This window comes from Streptomyces sp. NPDC091376, from assembly GCF_044757085.1.
GTDB lineage: Bacteria > Actinomycetota > Actinomycetes > Streptomycetales > Streptomycetaceae > Streptomyces > Streptomyces pratisoli.
This window is the reverse complement of sequence record NZ_JBIVUF010000023.1, coordinates 61,589-82,723: the sequence shown is the minus strand read 5'-3', so window position 1 is coordinate 82,723 and position 21,135 is coordinate 61,589. Positions and strand designations below refer to the sequence as shown.

Here is a 21,135-nt window from a genome sequence, read left to right as displayed (position 1 = left end):
CTCTGCCGGACGAAGAGTGTCGCGGTAATTGTGGGCAGACGAGGATTTTTGAACGGCCGGAGGACAAATGCCCAATTACCTGTCACCAGGAGTCTACGTCGAGGAAGTCTCCTCGGGTTCCAAGCCCATCGAGGGTGTTGGCACCGCGGTGTGCGCGTTCGTCGGCTTCGCGGAGAAGGGGCCGGTGAACGAGCCCACTCTCGTCACGAACTGGACGCAGTTCGCCCAGGCCTTCGGTGACTTCATCGAAGGGTCTTATCTCGCTCACAGCGTGTACGGCTACTTCCTCAACGGTGGTGGCAGCGCGTACATCGTGCGGATCGAGGCTCCCGAGGGCACCGAGGTCGAGCCGGTCGCCGCCGCCGGGGTGCTGGTCGACGCCGCGGGTGGCCCTGCGTTGAGGGTTCGCGCCGCGCAGGCCGGCCCGCAGGGCAACACGCTGCGTGCGGTGGTCGAGGCGGCTCCGGAGCGTGGCGAGGAGCTCTTCAAGCTGACTGTGCTGAAGGACGGACGCGCAGCGGAGACGTTCACCCGGCTGTCGCGGGCAGGCGTCGTCGCCTCGGTCAACGAGCGGTCCCGACTCGTGGTGATCGAGGCCGCGGGCGAGGGCGCTGCGGACCCGGTGCCGCAGGAAGTGGTGTTGGAGGGCGGCGCGGCCGGCGGCGCGGAGCCGGTGTTCGGTCCGGCCAGTTTCGTCGGGGATGCGCTGGAGCGCACGGGTATCGCGGCGCTGGAGGCCGTCGACGAGGTCACGATGCTGGCGGTTCCGGAGCTCATGGCGGCCCTGGAGCGGGGTTTGCTCGACCGTGACGGTGTCAAGGCGGTCCAGCTCGCGATGATCGCGCATTGTGAGCTGATGGCGGACCGTGTGGCGGTCCTGGACACGCCGGCGGGCATGAATGCCAAGCAGGTCAAGGACTGGCGGGTGGACGAGGCGGGGTACGACTCCAAGTACGCCGCACTGTACTGGCCGTGGGTCAAGATCATGGAGCCAGCGTCGGGCAAGCCGCTACTGCTGCCGCCGAGCGGTCATGTGGCAGGAATCTGGGCGCGCAGTGACGACGCGCGGGGTGTGCACAAGGCCCCGGCCAATGAGGCGGTGCGTGGTCCGATCGCCCTGGAGCTGGCCATCACGCGGCGTGAGCACGACCTGCTCAACCCTCTGGGCGTGAACTGCATTCGGGCGTTCCCCGGGCAGGGGATCCGCGTGTGGGGCGCGCGGACTCTCAGCAGCGATCCCGAGTGGCGTTACCTGAACATCCGTCGGCTCTTCAATTTTGTGGAGGAGTCGATCCTCCAGGGCACCAACTGGGTCGTCTTCGAGCCCAACGATCCCAAGTTGTGGGACTCCGTCAAGCGGACGATCACGATGTTCCTGCGGGGTGTGTGGCGCGACGGGGCGCTGTACGGGCGTACTCCTGACGATGCGTTCTACGTGAAGTGCGATGAGGAGAACAACCCGCAGGAGAACCGCGATCGGGGGATTTTGACCGTGGAGGTCGGTATCGCGGCGGTGAAGCCGGCGGAGTTCGTCGTCTTCCGTATTGCGCAGTACTCCGAAGGCGCGTCGCTGGACGAGTAGTTGGCGCCCCTCGCCCGATTCGGCGGTGCCCGGCCGGTGCCGCTGAGGGGCGAGGGGGTCCGGCGTGTTCTCGCGCCGTGGGGCTTGTTCCCCGCTCTATCCGCATGATCATGAAGGGAGTCTGCCCGTGACGGTAGGACTCGATCAGCACGACGCGCTCACAGCGGCGCGGTTTTCGATCACCATCGACGGCTACGAGATCGCGTCGTTCTCGGAGCTGTCCGGCATCACCACGGAGGTGGAGCCGGTCGATTACCTGTCGTCGACCGACAAGGAAGTCATCTTCAAGAAGCTGCCCGGCAAGGCGAAGCCGCCGACGGTGGTGCTACGGCGCGGCAAGACCGGTGGTATGGAGTTGTGGGCCTGGCACCAGTCGGTGCTGGCGGGCAACATCGCTGCCGCTCGCAAGAGTTGTTCCTTGGTGATGTACAGCTTCGACGGCAAGCCGGTGGCTCGCTACTACCTGTCCAACGCGTGGCCTTCGAAGTTGGAGATCGGCGCGCTGAAGGCGGGCGCGACCGAGGTGCTCATGGAGACGGCCACGTTGGTGTGTGAGCACATTCAGCGGGTGTCGGCATGACGGACATGGCGCTGCGGACGGAGTACCCGTTCACGCTGCCGCGCGGATACGTGGATCAGCACGGCGCGGTGCATCGTGAGGGGGTGATGCGTCTGGCCACCGCGCGGGATGAGATCACGCCCCAGTCCGATCCTCGGGTCCGTGACAATCCCGCGTATCTCACGGTGCTTCTTCTGGAGCGCACGGTGCTGTCCTTGGGGGAGGTCCCCGAGGTGAACGGGTATGTGATCGAGAACCTCTTCGCTTCTGATCTCGCTTTTCTGCAGGACCTTTACAAGCGGGTCAATCAGCAGGGGCACACCGAGGCGGCCGTGTCGTGCCCGGAGTGCGCCCACGAGTTTTCAGTGGATGTGTCGGGTGATGCGCCGGGGGAATGCTGACGTACGCCGCTGACCGCCTCTGGGAGGAGGCAACGTATGTGGCGTACTACCTTCACTGGCCTTTGGATTCGATTCTCGGCCTGGAGCATCCGGCGAGAATTCGGATCATCGAGGAAATCGGAAAGATAAACCGGCAGCTTTCGGAGGAATGACCGGGGGCTGCCGGGGATGAGCCCAGCGCGTAAGGAATGAGATGATCTGGCCCTTCCGCCGCCGTGGCGGTGCCCGAGCAGGTCGGCGGCAGTCCGCTGTTCCCCAGGTCCAGGCTGCCGCAGCGCCGGGCGGCGGCAGCCCCACTCCGGCGTGGGCGGGGCTGCGGCCGTTGGCGGGCCCGTTGGCGCGCCGGAAGGCTCCGCTGACCGCTCCTGTCAGGACCGGGCAGGCCTCGCTGGCCGCCACGGACATGCTGACCACCGGCATCGCCGGGCCGGCCCCGTCCGAGGCCGCTGTGGTGGGCCGGGTGGAGGGCTTGGTCAAGGTCAGCTCCCTGCGGCATCCTTCCCCGCGCCGTCAGCCGGAGGGTGCACTGCCGTTCCCCGGCCTGCTGCCGCCGAGACCGGAGACGGAAGTGCCGGCGCCTGCCCCGTCGCCCATCGACGTGCCGCTGCCCGTGGTGCGCCCGGCGGTCGTCGACCGGGGGGCGCAGCCGCAGCCGGGCCTGCTGGAGGCGACGAAGTCGTTCGTGGGAGAACCCCGACCCGCGACCGAGTCGACCCATCCCCCGGCGTGGATGAACCCGATGGGCATGTCCGGCCTGCCTTTGGACCTGCAGTCTTTCCTCTTTCCCGCAGCCGCCGAGGACAGCACGCCCGCCCCGGGCCCGCCGGCCGCGGCGGCGCGGCCCGAACGGGCGCACCCGCCCCTGCAGCAGGCCGCCCGCTCCCGGCGACGGAATCTGGGCGAGAGCAGGCGGCTCGGGCTGGGCCCGGCGCTCTCGCACGCGCCACGGGCCGAGGAGCCCGACTCCCCCGGCGAGAGCAGGCCCCCGCCTGCCGCGCCGGCTGCCGACGTACCGCCCCCTGCGCCCGGCCACGGGCACAGCGCGACACCCACTCCCCCACCGGCCGTCCCACCGACCCTCGAGAGCGTCCCCTTCTTCCCGCCCGCCCGAAGCGCACCTCTGCCCGATGACGGGGGTATGCCGCCCGCCGCGCTGTGGCGGGACGACGAAGAGACACAACCCGCGGAACGCTCCCCTGCAACCGAGCTGGCTCACCGGCCCGCGGGGCGCAGTGATCGCCGCTCGCGTGCCCCCCAGGACCTGGCGAGCGCGATCTCCGCCCTGCACGGGGTCGACGTGACGTCAGCCACGGTGCGTCAGGGGCCCGAGGCGTCGCAAGAGGCTTCCGACATGTCCGCCCGGGCCTTCACGCGCGATCAGGAGGTGCACCTGCCTGAGGCGGCCGGAGACCCCGATGCGCCGCGCACCCGCGGACTCATCGCGCACGAACTGACGCATGTGGCCCAGCAGAAGCGCTACGGCGGAAGCCTGCCGGCGGAGAACACTCCCGCGGGCCGGGCTCTGGAGGCGGAAGCGCTGTCGGCGGAGCGGTACTTCCGCGGCGACGCCGGTGCCCCGCCGCCCCTGGTGCACCGCCGACCCGTCACCTCGGGACTCGACCCCGACGAGGTACGGCGTCTGGTCGCGCAGATGATGCCCGGGCAGCAGCGGCCCGCTCCCGAGCCCGAGCCGGGTGCCGGCCCGTCCTCGGGTCCGGAACCGGCGGCCCACGTCCACGAACTGGCGGGCGCGTCGTGGACGCCGGACACCGGGCTGGTGAGCCCGGGAGTCCAGCGGGCGAGCAGTGAGGAGATCCTGAAGGACTACATCGACGAACTGAACCACGAACGCCGCTACGACGGCCTGGAGAAGCTGTCCAACATCAGTGACCTGACTGCGCGCCAGAAGGACACCTACGAGTTCCGGGTCGGCCGCGAACGGGAGAGGGGCCGTCTGAACGCGGCGGACCAGGAGGACGTGATCGAGGGGCCGCTGGACGGCCATTGGCTCAGCGGTCAGGTCGGCCTCGGCCTCAGTCAGGGGCTCGCCTCGACATTCGGCGTGAACATGGACAAGGACCGGCGCGCCGCCGTACGCGATTTCTTCTCCGCGCGTCCCGAGGACGACGACGAAGACGACGACGAGGACGAGGACGTCGAGGAGGAGGGCGAGGGTCTGCCGGGCCAGGCCGCTGAGGCGCCCGCCCACGGTGGCACGGGCGGGCCGCGTCCGCCGGCTCGCGGCGCCGTACCGGCTGTTCCGGGTGCCGGGCGGCCGACCGCGAGTTCCGTACCGCCGGCGGTCGCCGCACCCCCCGCGATGTTGCCGGAAGAGGAGGAAACCCCCCGTAAGGGGAGGCTTAAGGGTCTGAGCGGGAAGAATGAGGAGCCTTCACAGCACTGGCTTCTGAGCGAGGCGAAGAAGTCGGTCACCGAGCAGCTGATGCGGCAGTTCGGTCTGGAACCGGGTGGGGCGCAGACCGCGGCGCGGGCCGAGGAGGTGGCGAAAGCCGCCCCCGCGCCGGCGCCTGCGGCCACGGCGCCGGCGAAGTCGGCGCAGCCCGAACTGGACGAGCTGTACCTGGACAGACTGGCCAGCAGGATCTACGGCCGGCTGCGCAGTCAGCTGCGCGGCGAGCTGCTGGTCGACCGCGAACGTTCCGGCAGATTGAACGACTTCGGCTAGGGAGAAACACATGGGACTGACCGACAACAGCACACTCGCGCTTGCCAACCGGTTTGCCGTCGTGATGGACGCCGGCGAATACGACCTGGGCAGTTGGAACAAGGTCCAGGGTTTGGACGTGCAGTGGAAGATGTGTGAGTACCGGGCTGGTGACTCCGGGAACGACCGTTGGTTCTTCCCCGGTTACACCGAGTACAGCACGCTGAAGCTGACGCGCGCCGCCTGCAACGATTCCCAGAAGGTGAAGAAGTGGCTGTCGAGCAACTCCTTCGCCAGCAAGCCCCACAGTGGGTCGATCACGCTGATGGATCCGTCCAACATGCCCGTGATCGCCTGGGAGATGCGGTGCATCATCCCGGTGAAGTGGTCGATAGACAGCTTTGAGGCGGGCCAGAGCAAGGTCGCGTTGGAAACCCTGGAACTTCAGCACAAGGGCTTCCTGGACGACGGCTGCCAGGTCTGACCGGGCCGCTGGCGCGAACGAGGCGGCGAACACGTGCGGATGAGACACGACGCGATGCTCGGCCTGGTCATGCGGTTCACGGTCACCGTGGACGGTATCGACCTGGGTGGCTGGTCCTCCTGCAAGGGCCTGGGAGTGCAGTTCGAGCACGAGGAGATCGAGGTCGGCAGCAACTACGAGTACAACGTACTGCTGCCCAAGCGGCTGAAGTACAACAGCATCACGCTGCAGCGGGCGATGAACTCCGAGGACTCGGCCCGGGTGCAGGCCTGGCTGCGCCATGTCAAGGACGACTGGTACAGCAGTGACACCGGCGAGGAGTTCGCGGGCAGCACGGCACGCATCACGCTGCTGGACGCCCACAACGATCCCGACAAGCCCGTGGCCAGTTGGTCGTTGCGCGGTGTGTTCCCCAAGACGTGGAAGGGCCCTGACATGGACGCCTCCAGCAGCCAGGTCGCGCTGGAGTCCCTCGAGCTCGCCCATCACGGATTCCTGTAGGAGGAGCCATGGCTTACGTCAACGCCATGCTGGTGTGCACCCAGGCGCCGATGGTCGGGGCGGTGCCCTTCCTCTTCCCGCCCGACAAGGTCCAGATGACGCGTGACGTCCAGTTCTCCTCTCACGGGAGTTCCTCGCCCAACGGCGCCAAGCCGGCGGGTGGTCTGGAGTCCTTCAAGAAAGCCGAACCACTCAAGATCAACCTGAGTGAGGTGCTGTTCTCGGGCCCGGAAACGAAGCCGTTGTGCGACCAGCTGCTGAACTGGATGAGCCCGGGTTCAGGCCGCCTGGGGCAGATGGTCGGCGGGGCGCTGGCCGTGAAGACGAAGAGCATGAACCACGTGAACCGGCTGCCCGTCCTGACGTTCCAGATGGGGCCTCCGAGCGCGGGTTTCCTCTATGACGTGATGCTGCAGAGCGCGCAGATCTCCTTCACGCGTTTCAACCGGACCGGGATCCCGATCCGCGCGCGGGCCACGCTCACGCTCAAGGAGCAGCCGAGTCTGCTGGGCACGTTGCCGACGAACCCGACGTCGGGCGGTCTTCCCGGCCGGCGCACCTACACCGTCACCGAGGGCGAGGACCTGGTCAACCTCGCCCGGTCGCACTACGGGGGCACCTCCGACTGGCGTCGCCTGGCCGACGCCAACGGCATCGACGACCCACTGCGGATGCGGCCGGGAACGACGATCTACCTGCCCAACCCCGACGAGTTCACCGACTGACACGGACCGAAAGGAGTCCTAGCAGTGCCTTCCCCCGTCGCCAGCCTGTCCACGGTCCGTGCCACGATCAAGATCGGCTCCATCAGGCCCGAGCCGCTGCGGCCGCACGTCGAGCAGAAGATCATCCGCACGGTGGTGGATACGCATCTGCACCTGCCGGACATGTTCGAGATCACCTTCCTCGACGACGACGCGACCGTCGCGCAGGAGGCGGGGTTGCGGGTGGGCGCCCGGGTGGAGATCTTCGGCGGCGCGTCCTCCAGCACCATGGCGAACCAACTGATCAGCGGCGAGATCACCTCGGTGGAAGCCGTCTGCGAGGCGATGACGATCTACACCGTCGTGCGCGGGTACGAGCGCGCGCACCGTCTCCAGCGGGTCAAGCGCACGCGGGCCTATGTGAACCAGAAGGACTCCGACATCGCCCGCGCCATCGCCAAGGAGGCCAGACTCGACATCGGGGAGATCGACGAGACCCGTTCGGCGCATCCCCATGTGGCGCAGATCGCCCAGACGGACTGGGATTTCCTGCGCGGTCGCGCCCGGGAGAACGGGTTCGAGACCGGTGTGGCGGGCGGCAAGTTCTTCTTCCGCAAGGCGTCGTCGGCCAAGAGCCTGGCCAGTGTGCTGAGCCGGCCCCCGGAGATCACTTTTCGCGACAACCTCCTGACGTTCCTGCCACGGGTCACCTCGGCGACGCTGACCCCGCGGGTGGAGGTGCGTACCTGGGACGGGCAGCGGGCGACGGCCGTGGTCGGCCGTGCCGCGACGGCCAGCGGCACGGCGGACCTGCCGGAGGATCCCTCCTCGCTCACGGGCCCGTTCTTCAGCCGCAATCCGCTGGCCGCGGTGGCCTCCCTACCCAAGCCGGGCGCGTCGCCGGAGCCGGCCGGGGACGCGCACGTGGTGGTCGACCGGCCGGTGGGTTCGGGCGCGGGCATCACCATCGCCGCCGAGGAGTTGGCGGGGGGCGTCGCGGAACAGGTCGCCAGTACCTTCGCCGAGGCGGAGGGCTACGCCTACGGCGACCCGGACATCCAGGCCGGGCGGCCGGTCCTGGTGGCCGGCGTGCCCGAGGACTTCTGCGGCACGTGGATGGTGACCAACGCGCGCCATGTCTTCTGCGAGGACGAGGGCGGCTACCGCACCCGCTTCTACGTCAGCGGGCGACAGGACCGGTCCCTGCTGGGGCTCGCCTCACACGGCGGGGCCGCCGCCGAGGAGGGCGGGCGGATCCGGGGCACGATGTGCGGGATCGTCACCAACGTGGCCGACCCGGTGCACCAGGGCCGGGTCAAGGTCATGCTGCCGTTGCTGTCGCCCACCTACGAGAGCGACTGGGCGCGCGTGGTCCAGTTCGGTGCGGGCAAGAACAGCGGGGCGCTGTTCCTTCCCGAGGTCGGGGACGAGGTCCTCGTGGCTTTCGAATGGGGCGACGCCCGCCGGCCGTACGTCCTGGGCGGACTGCTCAACAACGACAGCGGCTACTCGCTGGGCGGCCCGCCGGTCAAGATCGCGGGTGCTGCCGGAAGCGTCGTGCGGCGCGGGCTCGTCAGCACCAGCGGCAACAAGCTCGCCTTCCTCGACGAGGCCGCGCCCGGCGGGGCGCCGGCCGGCCAGTCGTCGATCGTCCTGGGCACGGCGCAGGAGGATCTGGCCCTGTCCATCGACGAGAAGGCCGGCCAGATCCTCTTGACGTGCAAACCCCGGCCCAAGGGCGGGGGCGCGTCCGGCGGAAACGGATCTGTCACCATCTCCACCGCCGGCGGTGTGATCAACATCGACAGCGGCGCCGGTGGCACGGTGAACGTCACCGGCGGGGACGTCAGCGTCCACGGCTCCCGCCAGCTCGATCTGCGCAGCGACGGCCCGCTCAACATCACGGGCCAGAAGGTGAAGATCACCGGCATGCCCATCGAGCTCAACTAACCCCGAGGAACAGTCATGCGCACCAACAGAGCCGACGACTTCGTCGGAGCCGGATGGGCCTTCCCCCTGGGTGTCAGCGCCACCGGTGGCATCGCTCTGGTGCGCCGGGAGAAGGAGCTGGAACAGGCGATGAACCTGATCCTGTCCACCTATCCCGGCGAGCGGCCCATGCGGCCGGGCTTCGGCTGTCGTCTGCGGGACTACGTCTTCCGCGACACCGGTCACCAGACCACCGCGCTCCTGGCGGACGAGGTACGCACCGCGCTCATCAGTTGGGAGCCCCGGATCGACGTGCAGACGGTCGTGGTCAGCCCCGACGACGACGAGCCCGGCCTGCTGTACATCGACATCACGTACCGCATCAAGGCAACCAACGACCGGAGGAACCTGGTGTTCCCCTTCTACACGATCCCGGAAGAGGAGGAGGACTACTGATGTCGCTTCCGGCACCCGATCTCGACGACCGCCGGTTCCAGGACCTCGTGGACGACGCCAAGCGCATGGTGATGCGGCGCTGTCCGGAATGGACCGACCACAACGTCTCCGACCCCGGGGTCACGCTGATCGAGACCTTCGCCTTCATGACGGACCAGCTGCTCTTCAGGCTCAACAAGGTCCCGGACCGCATGTACGTGAAGTTCCTCGAGCTGCTGGGCACCCGGCTGCTGCCGCCCGTCCCCGCCCGGGTGCCGGTCACGTTCTGGCTCTCGGCACCGGCCGGGAACACCCTGACCCTGCCTGCCGGCACGAGCGTCGCCACGCTGCGCACCGAGGCCGAACAGTCCGTCGTGTTCGCCACCATGCACGAGTTGGCCCTTCCGCCGGCCGGTCTGCTCCACCTGATGACGCTGCAGGCAAGCGACAACGTGCTTCTCGCGCGGGACGAACAGCACCGGCTTCAGGTCGGATTCCCCGCGTTCGGCTCCCAGGCCCCCACCGCCGACGACTGTCTGCTGATCGGGCTGAGTGAACCGGTCCCACGTGCCGTGGTAAGCCTGGACTTCACCTGCCATATCCATGGTGTGGGTGTCGATCCGGATCACCCTCCCCTGGTGTGGGAGGCGTGGGATGGCGACCAGTGGCAGCCGTGCGCGGTCCATTCCGACTCCACCAGAGGCCTGAACCGGCCCGGGGCGATCGTGCTGCAGATGCCGGAGGGGCATCAGCCCAGCATCCTCGACGGCAGACGAGCGGGCTGGCTGCGCGGGCGTGTGGTCGCGCCGCAACCCGGTATGGCGGCCTTCAGCTCCTCCCCGCTCATCGAGAACCTGACGGTGTCCGTGGTGGGCGGCACCGTCGAGGCGGTGCACGCGGAGGTCATCGAGAACGACGACCTCGGGGTGTCCGACGGCACCAGCAACCAGCGCTTCCAGGCCGCGCGCACACCCGTGCTCGACTCGGCGATCGCTCCCGTTCTCGAGGTCAGTCACGGCGACGGGTGGAAGCGATGGACTCAGGTGGAGCACTTCGCTGGCAGCGGCCCGCAAGACCCCCACTACATCCTGGACAGCACTCAAGGAACGGTACATTTCGGGCCTGCCGTCCGGGAGGCCGACGGTGGCCTGCGCCTGTACGGGGCGGTACCGCCCAAGGACGCCGTGATCAGGCTGCGGCGGTACGCCGTGGGCGGCGGACGGGAAGGCAACGTCGGCAAGGGATCCATCCAGACCCTCAAGACGTCCATCCCGTTCATCGCGCGCGTGGAGAACCTGATTCCCGCCACCGGCGGCGTCGACGGGGAAACCGTCGAGGAAGTCAAGGCCCGTGCCCCCATGCTGCTGCACACCCGCGGCCGGGCCGTGACAGCCGAGGACTTCGAGGTGATCACCCGCGAGGCAGCCCCCGAACTCGCACGCGTGCGGTGCCTGGGCCCGGGCGAGACGTCCGCGGACACGGCGATCAAGGTCCTGGTCGTGCCCAGCCTCCCCGCAACACCCGGACCGCCCCGGTTCGCCGACCTCAAACCCAAGCAGAGCACCCTGCGGACCATCGCCGAACGGCTCGACCGAGTCCGCCTGCTGGGCACCACCGTCCATGTCGAGCCGCCGCTGTACCGGGGTGTGACCGTGGTGGCGCGTCTGCGGGCTGTCATGGGGGCCCAGGTCACCCGCGTCACCGACGAGGCCCTGGCGGCCCTGTACGGCTACCTCAACCCGGTCACCGGCGGTCCTGACGGCGCCGGTTGGCCGTTCGGGCGCCATGTTCAGGCCGGGGACCTCTACGCGATCCTTCAGGCGGTCAAGGGGGTGGGAATCGTGGAGGAGGTGCGGCTGTTCAGCGCCAACCCGATCACCGGTGTCCGCGGGGAGGAAACGAACCGGATCACCGTGGACAAGGACAGCCTGATATTCCCCTTCGAGCACCAGGTGCTGGTTGAGGGGAGCGGCGCATGAGGGGAACACTGCCTGGGCTGGTCACTCCCTATCCCATCGGGCGTTACCTGCCCGCCGTCTATCAGGAGGACTCCTTCGCCCAGCGTTTCACCGCGGGGCTGGATGACGTTCTGGCGTCGGCTGTCGCGGTGCTCGACTCGCTGGAGGCCTATGTCGATCCCGACCTGACCCCAACCGATTTCCTGCCCTGGTTGGCGGGCTGGCTGGGAATGGAGGCGGAGGAGGACCTGCCCGAGGAGCTGCGGCGGAGCCGGCTGCGAGAAGCGGTGGGCTTGTTCGCGGCGCGCGGCACCCTGGCGGGCTTGCGGGCCGAACTCGCCATGTTCGTCGACGCGCACGTGCGGGTCGACGACAGTGGTGGGGTCTTCTACTCGGACACCGCGCGCGACTGTCCGCCGGGACCGGCCGAAGCGCGGATCACGGTGACTCTGCCGCCTTGGGCGGCTCCCCGGCTGCAGGCCGTGAAGACGCTGGTCGCCGCGTCGAAGCCGACTCATGTCACGTACTCAGTGGAAGTTTTCAACGATGATCACTTGCCGTAAGTGTGGATTCAACAACGGCTCGAGTGACACGTTCTGCGGTTCGTGTGGTTCGTTCCTGGAGTGGACCGGCAAGAAAAGCAAGATCGATCTGCCGGATGAGATCAAGCAGGAGGCTGAACAAGAGGCCAAGGCTCCCCGGCAGACCACCATGCAGCGGCTGCAGCGGAGTCTCTACAGCGACGTCGGAGAGCGCGATGCTCTGCCGGGGCGGACCGGCCCGGCCGGCCCTGGCCTGGGCGGCATGGGCGGCCCCCCGGGCATGGGACGCCCCGGCATGGGTGGCCCCCCGGGGATGGGACGTCCCGGCGCGGGCGGCCTGCCCGGCATGGGCGGCCCCCCGGGCATGGGTGGCCCACCCGGGATGGGCGGCCCCCCGGGGATGGGACGTCCCGGCATGGGTGGCCCACCCGGGATGGGCGGCCCCCCGGGCATGGGTGGCCCCCCGGGGATGGGACGTCCCGGCGCGGGCGGCCTGCCCGGCATGGGCGGACCACCCGGCATGGGTGGCCCACCCGGCATGGGACGCCCCGGCGCGGGCGGCCTGCCCGGCATGGGCGGCCCCGGCGCAGGCGGATCCCCGGGCATGGGCGGCCCACCCGGCATGGGACGCCCCGGCGCAGGTGACCCACCCGGCATGGGGTCGCGTGGTCCGGGCCCCGGTCCCACGCCGGACGATGACGACGAGGACGAGGACGACAAGTTCCTCGCCTCACTCCTGAAGAAGGACGGCAAATCCGCCGGTCCGTCGAGTCCGGGTGGGGCGATGGGCAAGGACGAGAACGACGAAGAAGAGGACGAGGACGAGGACGACGACTGGCTCGCCGAGCTCCTCAAGGAAGCCGACGAAGACGACGAGGAGGACGACGAGGAGGACGGAGACGGCAAGGACAAGGACGACGAGGACGAGGACGAGGAGGAGGACGACGAGGACTTCCTGAAGAAGCTGGTCGACGCGGAGAAGGACGACGAGGACGACGACTGGCTCGCCGAGCTCCTCAAGGAAGCCGGCGAAGACGAGGAGAACGCGGAAGCCGCCGAGCAAGGAGGCGCACCGGAGCCGGAGATGGTTTCTCCCGCCGACCCTGCCGTCAGACGGCCCGTGCCACAGCGGCAGCGGGCGACCCGGGCAGCGCAGCCGGGTGACCTGGTCTGTCCTGACTGTGGTGAGAACAACCCCGGGGAACGTCGCTTCTGTAGCAGGTGCGGCTGTTCTCTGGAACAGGCCGAGGCTGCGAGCATCTCGTGGTGGCGTCGGTTCAGGAACAAGCTGCGCCGAGGGCCGGCGGTGCTGGAGGCCGGTCAGCGTCCTGGACAGCCGGGGGTGAAGGACAAGAGACGGTTCTCCGCTTCCTCGCTGGTGGGACCGCTGCGGCTCGTGGGCAGCGTCGCGGCGCTGACGCTGACCATGCTCTACGCCGTGCATCCGCCGTTTCGCGCGGAGGTCGTGGAGCGCGCGACCGAGATTCAGAAGCGGCTCAAGGCGACGGTGAATCCTGAGTTCTCACCGGTGAACCCGTTCAACGTCGAGGGGAAGACCCATGAGCCGGGCCACCCGGCCACGCTGGCGTTCGACGGGATGACGAATACGGAGTGGTTGGTCAAGACCGCGGAGAAGGAGCCGGAGGTCCTGGTCGAGTTCAGCGAACCGGTCGACTTGACGCACCTCGTCGTGCTCAACGGCGCGTCCAAGGACTTCCGTGTCCACAATCGCCCGCACACGCTTCAACTGGTGTATCCCGACGGCCAGTCGCACTCGGTCACGCTTCGGGACACCCCGGACGAGCAGTCGATCAAGCTGGAACCGTACGGTAAGACCAAGTGGATCAAGGTGCGCATCATGGATGTGTACAGCTCTCCCCGGGCCGATTTGACAGCGTTGAGGGAAATAGAGTTCGTCACCACTACACGCGGCTACCTGTTCTGAGGCTTGGTAGCGCTCACGAGTCGTTGGTCGTGGGGCGCCCCGGGCGCGTCGACGTCAGTCGTCCAGGCGGCTCTGGAGAGAGACGACCGCATCACTCGATGTCCGCGCAGCCCATCGATTGGCCGTCTCCTCGGTCATGGCCTGGAATTCTGCCGGGTCGGCTCCGGGGATCGTGCCCGTGACACTCAGCCTGATGCGCGGGCCCTCGCCGTCTTCGCCCTCCACGTATCCGTTCACCTTGACGGTCACGTGTCCGGAGGTCTCCACCATTCGGTACAGCTCATCCGCCACGAAGGTCACACAGGCGGCGGCGAACAGCCCTTCGGGTCCCACCTGAAGGGCTGCGCCATCATGGAAAGGGGCGGTGATGTGGAAGTTTCCCGCCTCGTTCGATATGAATCGGACAGATCCAGTTGCCTTGCCCGTCTCGTCGTGATGCCGCATCGCCGAGATCGTGATCATGTGGAGTTCCTCGCCGGGGTCGTCGGAAACGATCGAGGCACAGCGCGCCTCGATTGATGAGCCCATGCGCGAATCCGTCGGACCGCCGCTGCGACGGCCGAAGCGGCCGTGACACGGAAGCCGCGCTACGAATGGGGGCTACTGGCGTTTGCGGGCCGTGGACCCTCACTCGTCGTCGTCCCTCTTGCATGGCTTGTCACTTCCAGTGTGAACTTCGCGTTCGTTCGCGCTGTCATCCGGTGCGCTCATCGTGCACCTGAAACCGGGGTCCCCCGATCGGCCCGCGTTCGCCAGCGGATTCCCGGGCGCCGACTCGAGGACCATGCCGCGCGGGAGGGTGCGATCGTCCGTGGTCCGGCGAAGGCACAGGACACGAAACCGAGGCGTTGAAGCCCGTTCCGGGCGCTCGGCGGCGCTGCGGGCGTTTCCCGCTGGTAACACCAGCGGTCCTGCGTGATGGATTGGCCGAGCACGATGGCGCCGGTGTCGCACGGCACGCAAGCTCGATGCCAACGACATAAGACTGCCACTGACGAAAGGGCGATGACGGATGAGCGAGATTGTTGACAATTTCAAACAAGAGCTACTGGCCTCGAGTCCCGAAAAAGAGGAAATCCGCAGCGTTTGGAGTGTACTGTCCCTCGCGGAAAAGGCCGAGGCAGTGAATTTCGACTTGTCGGACCACGAGTATTCTGTTTTTCTTTCCTCTCTCATGGCGGGCAACCCGCAGGGCCTGCAGGACTGGATCCAAGTCATTCGGGAGGACGTCGGCGGCGATTACGGAGAGTCCAGCGCGGACATCTACGCACACCGGCTCAACGATCAGATCCCCTTCGCCTGAGGTTCGTCGGCGATCCCGGCGCGGCGGTGTGGATCCACGCGGGCGTCTCGACCTCGGGCCTCCCTGTGGCGGATGGGGCCCAAATCGTTCGAACCTTGTTCGAACGGCCGGGTGACGCGGATCGGAACCGGGCCGGGGCCGTCGGCGGGTGCGGAACAGTCGCGCTCGGCGACGGTTTCGCCGAGGTCGACGCGGCCGGGCCGGCGACGCGGCAGGGTTCGGGACCTTCTCAGGTCCCTCTATGGTGCGGTTAGGGAACTCGAAAGTGATTCGGGGCTAGCGTCGTACGCATCCCGTAGTTCAGGAGCAATCCAGATGCTGGCCCTTGAGGTACCCGAATTCCGACTGTCCCGCCTTTCCTGGATGCAGGCCGCGCTGCGGCAGGCCGCTCGATCGGATTGCCGTTTCCAGGTGGGAGCTGCCCTGGTGCAGGGGAACCGGATTCTCGCCGCGGCTCCGAACAAGCGGCGGAACTCGCCTGTGATCGATTTCCGGAACAGTACTTTTCACGCCGAGGAAGCCGTGCTGCGTCGTGTTCGCAGGACCGCCGGCGCGTCGGTTTACGTGGCGAGGATCGACGCGCGTTTGCGTCCTGCCATGGCCAAACCGTGCCCGCGGTGTCAGGCAGCGCTGCGGGAGGCGGGCGTTAGACGCGTCTTCTACACCACGGATTCTGGGACTGTCAGAGGCATGCTGATCGCTTCGGGCGTCTGACCACCGCCCCGGGACCGGGAGTCCCTGTCCTTTTCACGGGCGCACAACTCGCCTTTATGCCGCAGCAAAGGTTGGGGTCTCCAGGATGGACAGGAACAAAACGTTTCGCCCCTGAGTGCCCGGAGGACTGCAATCCATGAGAGATGTGATTGACGTCGAGGTCGGCGACCCCGGGTCTTTTACTCCAGGCACCGCGCGTGAGCGGACTCTGGAACTGCTGCGCGCCACCGCACCGGGCGACGTGTCGCCGCAGGGTTCGGCCGATCGCTGCGAGACGGCGCTGTTGGTCGTGTCCGAACTGGTCACCAACGCCGTCAAGCACGGCCGTGGTGTGACGGCAATGCGTTTTCGTTGGCAGGGTCCCTGCCTGCGGATCGAGGTGAGTGACTACGCCGCCGCGGCCCCTGCCGTCCTCGCGGAAAGCGCGGACCGGGAAGGCGGCCGCGGCATGTCGATCGTGAGTGCCCTGTGCGAGGACTGGGGTGTTCGCCATCGGTCGCACGACCTCGCCACGGGTGGCAAGACCGTCTTCGCGACACTGCGGTTCCGGGATCCGGGATTCGGGGAGGGGCCGGCATGAGATGGATGTACCGGCTGCGGCACGGGCTGTGGCGCTGCGTCGCCCCGCGGCGGACAGCGGACGAATGGACGCAGCGGTGAGCCGCGGACGGACCGGAGTCGCCCGACGCCCCTCGGGCGACCGGGCCGAAGGCTCGGGCATACCCGTGTCGAGGCGTGAGGCGGGCTCGCTGCGCCGGGCACGACGCAGGAGTCGCGTCACGCGCAAGTGCCTCGTCGTGGTGCTTGTGCTGGCCGTGCTGGGCGGAGCGGGGGTTGCGTACGGTTTGTACGCGCGGCTCAGTGGCAATCTGACTGCTGCGGACATCGACTCGTCCTTGGGTGACGACCGGCCTGCGGCGCAGTCCGGCGCCATGAACATCGCCCTGATCGGTTCGGACAGCCGGGAGGGGACGAACGGTGCCTATGGGCAGGGGCTGACGAGTGCCCAGTCCGATACGCTGATGGTCCTCCATCTGTCAGCCGACCGGAAGCGGGCCACGGTCGTCTCCGTCCCCCGGGACTCCTGGGTCTCGATCCCGGCCTGCGATCTCGGTGACGGACGCATGTCGAAGCCGGAGACGTTCAAGATCAACAAAGCGTTCGCCACCGGCAGCGCGGGCGGCGGGGTGGCTGGTGGCGCAGCGTGCACGATCAAGACGCTGGAACACAACACCGGTTTGCGGATCGACCATTTCGCAGAGGTCAATTTCGGCGGGTTCAAGGACATGGTGAACACCCTGGGGGGCGTTCGGATGTGTCTTCCCGAAGCGGTGAAGGACGTCAAGGCCGGGATCTCCTTGCCGGCCGGCTGCCAGGTCCTCAAGGGCGATGACGCGCTCGGGTACGCCCGTGCCCGGTACAGCGTTGGTGACGGCAGCGACCTGGGGCGGATCTCGCGTCAGCAGACCATGCTGGCCGCTCTCGCCGCCTCGGTAAGTGACAAGAAGTTCGACGCGGTGAGCATGTACAAGATCGCGGACGCGGCGACGAAGTCGCTGACCGTCGACGCGAAGCTGGGCAAGCTCTCCGAGATTCTCTCCCTGGCGAAGACTCTGCAGTCGTTGCCCAAGGACAACCTGACGTTCCTCACGGTCCCGAACTACCCCCGGGAACTCGACGTTCCCTCGGACAAGGCCAACGTGGTCTGGAAACCCGAAGCGAAGGACCTGTTCACGGCACTGGCGCAGGACATCCCCGTGGACGAGCACGGCAAGCCGGTCCACACCCCCGCGGGAACCAAGCCCACCGCGCCGACACCGACACCGACACCGACACCGACGAAGTCCGAGCCGGCGGTGAAGGCGGACGTCAAGGTGAGCGTCCTCAACGCCGCCGCGGTCACGGGCAAGGCCGCGTCCGTGGCAAGCCGGCTTCGCAACGGCGACTTCACCGTCGTCCGGGTGGGCAACGCCTCCGCGCCGCTGACGCGCACGATCATCGAGCACGGGCCCGCGGGCAAGGAGCAGGCGCGGAAAGTGGCCGACTTCTTCGGCCTCGACCACTCCAGACTCCGAAGCAAGAGCCAAGCCGCCTCGGACGTCACCCTCCTGATCGGCTCCGACTACAAGAGCATCGGCTTCTGAGTACGTCGCGGAACAGCGACCCACCGGGGCCGCCATCGGCGATCGATGCGGCCCGCACTCGCGTCCACGGCTGCCGCGACGGGTCTGACGGCAGGACAAGGCCAGACGTGCACACCTCCACGGCGTGAATCCCCTGGGCGGTAGTCAGGATTGCGCCCAGGGCCTTGGCGTTCCCCCGCCGAGTGGGACCGACCCTGTCAATGCCGCAGAGCGTGCTCTGCGTCGTCGTGGCCAGTGACGACGCACGGTGCCGGCAGCTATTGATGATCGGTAGCAGCTCAGAGCGGGCAGCCCGCGCCCCTCGGCCGGTCTACGCAGCGACGCAACGCGCCCGAAGTGCACGAACGACACCGCTGATGAAGTCGACGTCCTCGACAGCCGGGCCGAACACCTCGCCCTGGCGAAACTTGCCTCCCGGCAGCAGGGGAGTACCCGGTGGGGGATGTGGTGACGGTTCGTTTCGGTCCGCCATCTCGCGGAAGCGGTGACGCACAATCTGAAGAGCGGTTCGGGCGTCGCCCGATGAAGCGGACACGCGGACGTGAGGCTGCCCAGGTGATGCGGTGAGCTGGATCAAGAGGGGCGGAGAGAAGCGTCCGGGGTTCACCGCACGTGAACGGGCGGCCGTTTACGGAGCGGGTGTCGCCGTTCTGGTGGTGCAGTTGGACTGGTTCGCCGTCAACGTCACACTGCCGCTGGTTGCGCGGGAATTCGCCACTTCGGTGACGGACCTGCACTGGGTTCTCTCGGGGTTCTTGGTGGCGTACGGGGCCTCGGTCACCGTCGCGGGTTGGGCCGCCGACACCCTGGGACGCCGGGAGACGGTCCTGTGCGGACTGCTCGTCTTCACCGTCGCCTCGGTGGCCTGCAGCACGGCTCAGAACCCCGGGTGGCTCGTGGCCGGTCGGATCTCCCAGGGTGTGGGGGGTGGTCTCGTCGTTCCGGCCGCCATCGCCCTGACCGCGGCTCGCTTCCCGGACGACAGACGCGGCCCTGTGATGGGCACCGTATTGGGGCTCGCCGGGGCGGGTGTGGCCATGGGTCCGTTCGTGGGAGGGGTGCTGGCCCAGGCGGCGGGCTGGCGGGCGGTCTTCTACGCCAACATCCCGGTGTGCGCCGTGGCCGCCTGTCTGATCGTCGTGTACGTACCCGTCTCCGCGCGGCCCCCGGTACGAAGCCGGTTCCCGTGGTGGGGCGTGGCGTTGAGTGTCACGGGGGTCGTGGGGTTGCTGGTGAGCACCGACCGCGCGGAGGCCTGGGGCTGGTACGGCACGGCCGCGGGGGTGCTGGCCAGTGCAGTGTTGTTGTTCGCCTTCTACGCGGTGGAGCGGCGCGGTGAGCGTCCCCTGTTCGGTCCCGAGGTACTGCGCGATGGCCGCCTCATCCGTGTGTCGCTGACCGGGGCGACGGGAACGGCCGCGTTCGGAGTCGTCTCCCTCTTCGCCGCGGTGTACGTGCATGGCCGGGAGGCGTCGTCACTCGCGGCTGGACTCGCGCTGCTGGCCCTGTCCGTGCCTGACGCGGTCGGAGCGGGTGTGGCGGGCCGGCTCGCGTCCAGGAAGCGGGGGACGGCGCTCATGGCGTGGTCCCTGGCCGCCTTGTCGATGGCGATGGCGGGGCTCGCGTTCGCGCGCGCCGTACCGGTGTACCTGGTACTCCTGGCCGTGTCCGGTCTGTGCATGGGACTGGCGGTGGGGCTGTCGACCGCGCTCGTCCAAACGTATGTGCCGCACGAGAACCTGGGGGCGGCGGCGAGCTTCTCGTTGGCTGTCAAGATGACGATCACGGCCGTCGTCCTCTCTCTCGCGGCGGCCTCGTACGAGAGCCTGCCCTCGCTGATGGGTCCCGGCTCAGCTCTGTCCCCGGCGGGCGTGATCCTGTGCTGTGTGGCGTTCCTTGCGCTGTGCGCCGCCGCTTCGTTCCTGCCGTTCCGGAGTTCCGCCGCCGACGACTGAGCGCTCGTCATCGACGGCCCGGCCGCCTGGCCCCGAGGCGCGGCGATCACCGGAGCCTGGCCGGTCTCGGCACGCGTCCGGTCCTGGGACCCGCCGGTCGCGCGGCCGGCGGGAGCCGTGACTCGTAGGAGGACCGGCCGTGATGTCCGGGCTCTCGGACCACGACGGCGGGTCGAAGGGTTAGGGGTGCGGAAAGGCCCGTCTAGCGTCCAGGTAGTTCCGCCGGACTCAGGCTGGGGAGCTCGCCGGCCGGGCGAGCGGGGACCGCCATCGTCCGAGGGCGCTGTCGGCCTGGGCCGGCGAGAAGGGCGCGTACCTGACGACGGAAGTGAAGAGCAAGAGCATGGGGATACGTCAGTTCTGGGTTTTGGTCGCCGTCGGCGCCATCGGAATGACAAGCGTGACCGGGGTGGGCGCCGCGCTGGCGGCCGAGGAGGGAGAGCGGAAGCGTCCCGCGTCGGCTCAGCGGATTGTGCTCCAGAGCGACGCGAGTGTCGTGGGTCAGCGGTCGAGTTTGCTGGGCACGGTCGAGGCACGGGCCCGGGACGCCCGAACCGGCTCCTGGTCCCTGCCCCGGGGCGCACGGCTGGACCTGATCGCCCTGGGAGCGGACAGCGGCGAGGAAGCCCGGGAAACCGGCGACGCGCGGCCGCCGATCGTCTCCCGCGCGGGCTGGGGAGCGGATGAGAAGCCGCTTCCTCCCGGCGCCGAGCTGGGTGATCCCTCGACCGTCCCCGAGGGCAACGCTGACGTGAAGGCGGTGTTCGTCCACCACACAGCCGGCACGAACGACTACGGCTGCGCCGAGTCCCCGGCGATCAGCCGCGCCATCCACGAGTTCCATGTACGGGTCAACGGTTGGAAGGACCTCGGCTGCAACTTCCTCGTCGACAAGTGCGGAACCGTCTTCGAGGGCCGCAAGGGCGGCATCGACAAACCGGTAATGGGCGCCCACACCCTTGGTTTCAACCGTGAGTCCAGCGGCGTGGCCGTACTGGGAAACCACGTTGCCGTGCCGGCCTCGCAGGAGACATCGGCCGCAGCGGACCCGGCGGGTACCGCGACGCTACCCGCCTCAGCGACCCAGACGAACTACTTCAAGCAACCCTTCGAAGCGGGCGACTCATACGCGTTCTCCCGCATCTCCAGCCACCGTGACGGCGTGCACACCGAATGCGCCGGCGACAGGCTCTGCGACCAGCTTCCCCTCATCCGGCAGCACGCGTCGGACTTCACCGACCACACCCAGCCGACACACAACGCCAGCCGGACGCCCCCCGGGTAGTCCGCTGCGCGGATGTCCTCGGCCTGTAC

Annotated in this window: 20 protein-coding genes; 19 read left to right on the top strand and 1 reads right to left on the bottom strand. The window is 68.3% G+C overall.

The annotated features are described in order from the left end of the window. Nucleotides 1-67 precede the first annotated feature (67 nt). The 13 genes from ACIQMR_RS33630 to ACIQMR_RS33570 all read left to right on the top strand — a co-directional run bounded on the left by ACIQMR_RS33630 (nucleotide 68) and on the right by ACIQMR_RS33570 (nucleotide 13,705). Nucleotides 68-1,582, top strand: a complete 1,515-nt coding sequence (locus ACIQMR_RS33630) for a phage tail sheath family protein (protein WP_401395512.1) — start codon at nucleotides 68-70, stop codon at nucleotides 1,580-1,582. 127 nt (nucleotides 1,583-1,709) lie between these two features. Then, nucleotides 1,710-2,162: a phage tail protein gene (locus tag ACIQMR_RS33625; RefSeq protein ID WP_362889593.1), complete on the top strand. Its 453-nt coding sequence runs from the start codon at nucleotides 1,710-1,712 to the stop codon at nucleotides 2,160-2,162. Beyond that, nucleotides 2,159-2,542, top strand: coding sequence for a hypothetical protein (locus ACIQMR_RS33620; protein WP_401395509.1), 384 nt, complete (start codon nucleotides 2,159-2,161; stop codon nucleotides 2,540-2,542). The genes ACIQMR_RS33625 and ACIQMR_RS33620 overlap by 4 nt, the downstream gene beginning before the upstream one ends. Beyond that, a complete protein-coding gene (locus ACIQMR_RS33615; RefSeq protein ID WP_401395506.1) occupies nucleotides 2,536-2,694 on the top strand; it encodes a DUF6760 family protein in 159 nt (52 codons plus the stop codon). The genes ACIQMR_RS33620 and ACIQMR_RS33615 overlap by 7 nt, the downstream gene beginning before the upstream one ends. Nucleotides 2,695-2,735: 41 nt before the next feature. Then, the gene (locus tag ACIQMR_RS33610) at nucleotides 2,736-5,228 is read left to right on the top strand and encodes a DUF4157 domain-containing protein (protein WP_401395503.1); all 2,493 of its coding nucleotides are present in this window, start codon (nucleotides 2,736-2,738) and stop codon (nucleotides 5,226-5,228) included. Nucleotides 5,229-5,238: 10 nt separating this feature from the next. Continuing rightward, nucleotides 5,239-5,691 carry a phage tail protein gene (locus ACIQMR_RS33605; RefSeq protein WP_362889586.1) on the top strand — a complete coding sequence of 151 codons (453 nt, stop codon included), beginning with the start codon at nucleotides 5,239-5,241 and terminating at the stop codon, nucleotides 5,689-5,691. 39 nt (nucleotides 5,692-5,730) lie between these two features. Continuing rightward, a complete protein-coding gene (locus tag ACIQMR_RS33600) occupies nucleotides 5,731-6,192 on the top strand; it encodes a phage tail protein (protein WP_401395500.1) in 462 nt (153 codons plus the stop codon). An 8-nt stretch (nucleotides 6,193-6,200) separates the two neighbouring features. Continuing rightward, entirely contained in the window at nucleotides 6,201-6,917 is a 717-nt protein-coding gene (locus ACIQMR_RS33595; RefSeq protein WP_401395498.1) for a LysM peptidoglycan-binding domain-containing protein, read from the top strand. 24 nt (nucleotides 6,918-6,941) lie between these two features. Continuing rightward, nucleotides 6,942-8,846, top strand: a complete 1,905-nt coding sequence (locus tag ACIQMR_RS33590; RefSeq protein ID WP_401395495.1) for a VgrG-related protein — start codon at nucleotides 6,942-6,944, stop codon at nucleotides 8,844-8,846. 15 nt (nucleotides 8,847-8,861) lie between these two features. Beyond that, nucleotides 8,862-9,281, top strand: a complete 420-nt coding sequence (locus ACIQMR_RS33585; RefSeq protein WP_401395492.1) for a GPW/gp25 family protein — start codon at nucleotides 8,862-8,864, stop codon at nucleotides 9,279-9,281. Next, nucleotides 9,281-11,239 (top strand): putative baseplate assembly protein, encoded by a 1,959-nt coding sequence (locus tag ACIQMR_RS33580; protein ID WP_401395489.1) that lies wholly within the window; start codon nucleotides 9,281-9,283, stop codon nucleotides 11,237-11,239. The genes ACIQMR_RS33585 and ACIQMR_RS33580 overlap by 1 nt, the downstream gene beginning before the upstream one ends. Next, on the top strand, nucleotides 11,236-11,781 hold the full coding sequence (locus ACIQMR_RS33575) for a phage tail protein (RefSeq protein ID WP_401395486.1): 546 nt from the start codon (nucleotides 11,236-11,238) through the stop codon (nucleotides 11,779-11,781). Before ACIQMR_RS33580 ends, ACIQMR_RS33575 begins: the two co-directional genes overlap by 4 nt. Before the next feature lie 448 nt (nucleotides 11,782-12,229). Further along, entirely contained in the window at nucleotides 12,230-13,705 is a 1,476-nt protein-coding gene (locus ACIQMR_RS33570; RefSeq protein WP_401395483.1) for an NADase-type glycan-binding domain-containing protein, read from the top strand. Nucleotides 13,706-13,759: 54 nt separating this feature from the next. Here the strand turns inward: ACIQMR_RS33570 and ACIQMR_RS33565 are convergent, their stop codons facing one another. After that, nucleotides 13,760-14,233 (bottom strand): hypothetical protein, encoded by a 474-nt coding sequence (locus ACIQMR_RS33565; RefSeq protein WP_401395480.1) that lies wholly within the window; start codon nucleotides 14,231-14,233, stop codon nucleotides 13,760-13,762. Nucleotides 14,234-14,717: 484 nt separating this feature from the next. Between ACIQMR_RS33565 and ACIQMR_RS33560 the strand changes: the two genes are divergently transcribed. The 6 genes from ACIQMR_RS33560 to ACIQMR_RS33535 all read left to right on the top strand — a co-directional run bounded on the left by ACIQMR_RS33560 (nucleotide 14,718) and on the right by ACIQMR_RS33535 (nucleotide 21,106). Continuing rightward, entirely contained in the window at nucleotides 14,718-15,008 is a 291-nt protein-coding gene (locus ACIQMR_RS33560) for a hypothetical protein (RefSeq protein WP_401395477.1), read from the top strand. A 315-nt stretch (nucleotides 15,009-15,323) separates the two neighbouring features. Further along, nucleotides 15,324-15,722, top strand: coding sequence for a hypothetical protein (locus tag ACIQMR_RS33555; protein ID WP_401395474.1), 399 nt, complete (start codon nucleotides 15,324-15,326; stop codon nucleotides 15,720-15,722). Between the two features lie 145 nt (nucleotides 15,723-15,867). After that, nucleotides 15,868-16,302, top strand: a complete 435-nt coding sequence (locus ACIQMR_RS33550) for an ATP-binding protein (protein ID WP_401395471.1) — start codon at nucleotides 15,868-15,870, stop codon at nucleotides 16,300-16,302. A 76-nt stretch (nucleotides 16,303-16,378) separates the two neighbouring features. Next, a complete protein-coding gene (locus ACIQMR_RS33545; RefSeq protein ID WP_401395469.1) occupies nucleotides 16,379-17,866 on the top strand; it encodes an LCP family protein in 1,488 nt (495 codons plus the stop codon). A gap of 563 nt (nucleotides 17,867-18,429) precedes the next feature. Beyond that, a complete protein-coding gene (locus tag ACIQMR_RS33540) occupies nucleotides 18,430-19,821 on the top strand; it encodes an MFS transporter (protein ID WP_401395466.1) in 1,392 nt (463 codons plus the stop codon). Between the two features lie 343 nt (nucleotides 19,822-20,164). Further along, nucleotides 20,165-21,106: an N-acetylmuramoyl-L-alanine amidase gene (locus ACIQMR_RS33535; RefSeq protein WP_401395463.1), complete on the top strand. Its 942-nt coding sequence runs from the start codon at nucleotides 20,165-20,167 to the stop codon at nucleotides 21,104-21,106. Nucleotides 21,107-21,135 lie beyond the last annotated feature (29 nt).

What these genes read in the sequence shown, in the direction of transcription:
- ACIQMR_RS33630 (WP_401395512.1), top strand. Translation starts at nt 68, where the DNA reads ATGCCCAATTACCTGTCACCAGGAGTCTACGTCGAGGAAGTCTCCTCG.
- ACIQMR_RS33615 (WP_401395506.1), top strand. Translation starts at nt 2,536, where the DNA reads ATGCTGACGTACGCCGCTGACCGCCTCTGGGAGGAGGCAACGTATGTG.
- ACIQMR_RS33605 (WP_362889586.1), top strand. Translation starts at nt 5,239, where the DNA reads ATGGGACTGACCGACAACAGCACACTCGCGCTTGCCAACCGGTTTGCC.
- ACIQMR_RS33585 (WP_401395492.1), top strand. Translation starts at nt 8,862, where the DNA reads ATGCGCACCAACAGAGCCGACGACTTCGTCGGAGCCGGATGGGCCTTC.
- ACIQMR_RS33595 (WP_401395498.1), top strand. Translation starts at nt 6,201, where the DNA reads ATGGCTTACGTCAACGCCATGCTGGTGTGCACCCAGGCGCCGATGGTC.
- ACIQMR_RS33600 (WP_401395500.1), top strand. Translation starts at nt 5,731, where the DNA reads ATGAGACACGACGCGATGCTCGGCCTGGTCATGCGGTTCACGGTCACC.
- ACIQMR_RS33570 (WP_401395483.1), top strand. Translation starts at nt 12,230, where the DNA reads ATGGGACGTCCCGGCGCGGGCGGCCTGCCCGGCATGGGCGGACCACCC.
- ACIQMR_RS33580 (WP_401395489.1), top strand. Translation starts at nt 9,281, where the DNA reads ATGTCGCTTCCGGCACCCGATCTCGACGACCGCCGGTTCCAGGACCTC.
- ACIQMR_RS33610 (WP_401395503.1), top strand. Translation starts at nt 2,736, where the DNA reads ATGATCTGGCCCTTCCGCCGCCGTGGCGGTGCCCGAGCAGGTCGGCGG.
- ACIQMR_RS33560 (WP_401395477.1), top strand. Translation starts at nt 14,718, where the DNA reads ATGAGCGAGATTGTTGACAATTTCAAACAAGAGCTACTGGCCTCGAGT.
- ACIQMR_RS33565 (WP_401395480.1), bottom strand. Translation starts at nt 14,233, where the DNA reads ATGGGCTCATCAATCGAGGCGCGCTGTGCCTCGATCGTTTCCGACGAC.
- ACIQMR_RS33535 (WP_401395463.1), top strand. Translation starts at nt 20,165, where the DNA reads ATGGGGATACGTCAGTTCTGGGTTTTGGTCGCCGTCGGCGCCATCGGA.
- ACIQMR_RS33575 (WP_401395486.1), top strand. Translation starts at nt 11,236, where the DNA reads ATGAGGGGAACACTGCCTGGGCTGGTCACTCCCTATCCCATCGGGCGT.
- ACIQMR_RS33555 (WP_401395474.1), top strand. Translation starts at nt 15,324, where the DNA reads ATGCTGGCCCTTGAGGTACCCGAATTCCGACTGTCCCGCCTTTCCTGG.
- ACIQMR_RS33620 (WP_401395509.1), top strand. Translation starts at nt 2,159, where the DNA reads ATGACGGACATGGCGCTGCGGACGGAGTACCCGTTCACGCTGCCGCGC.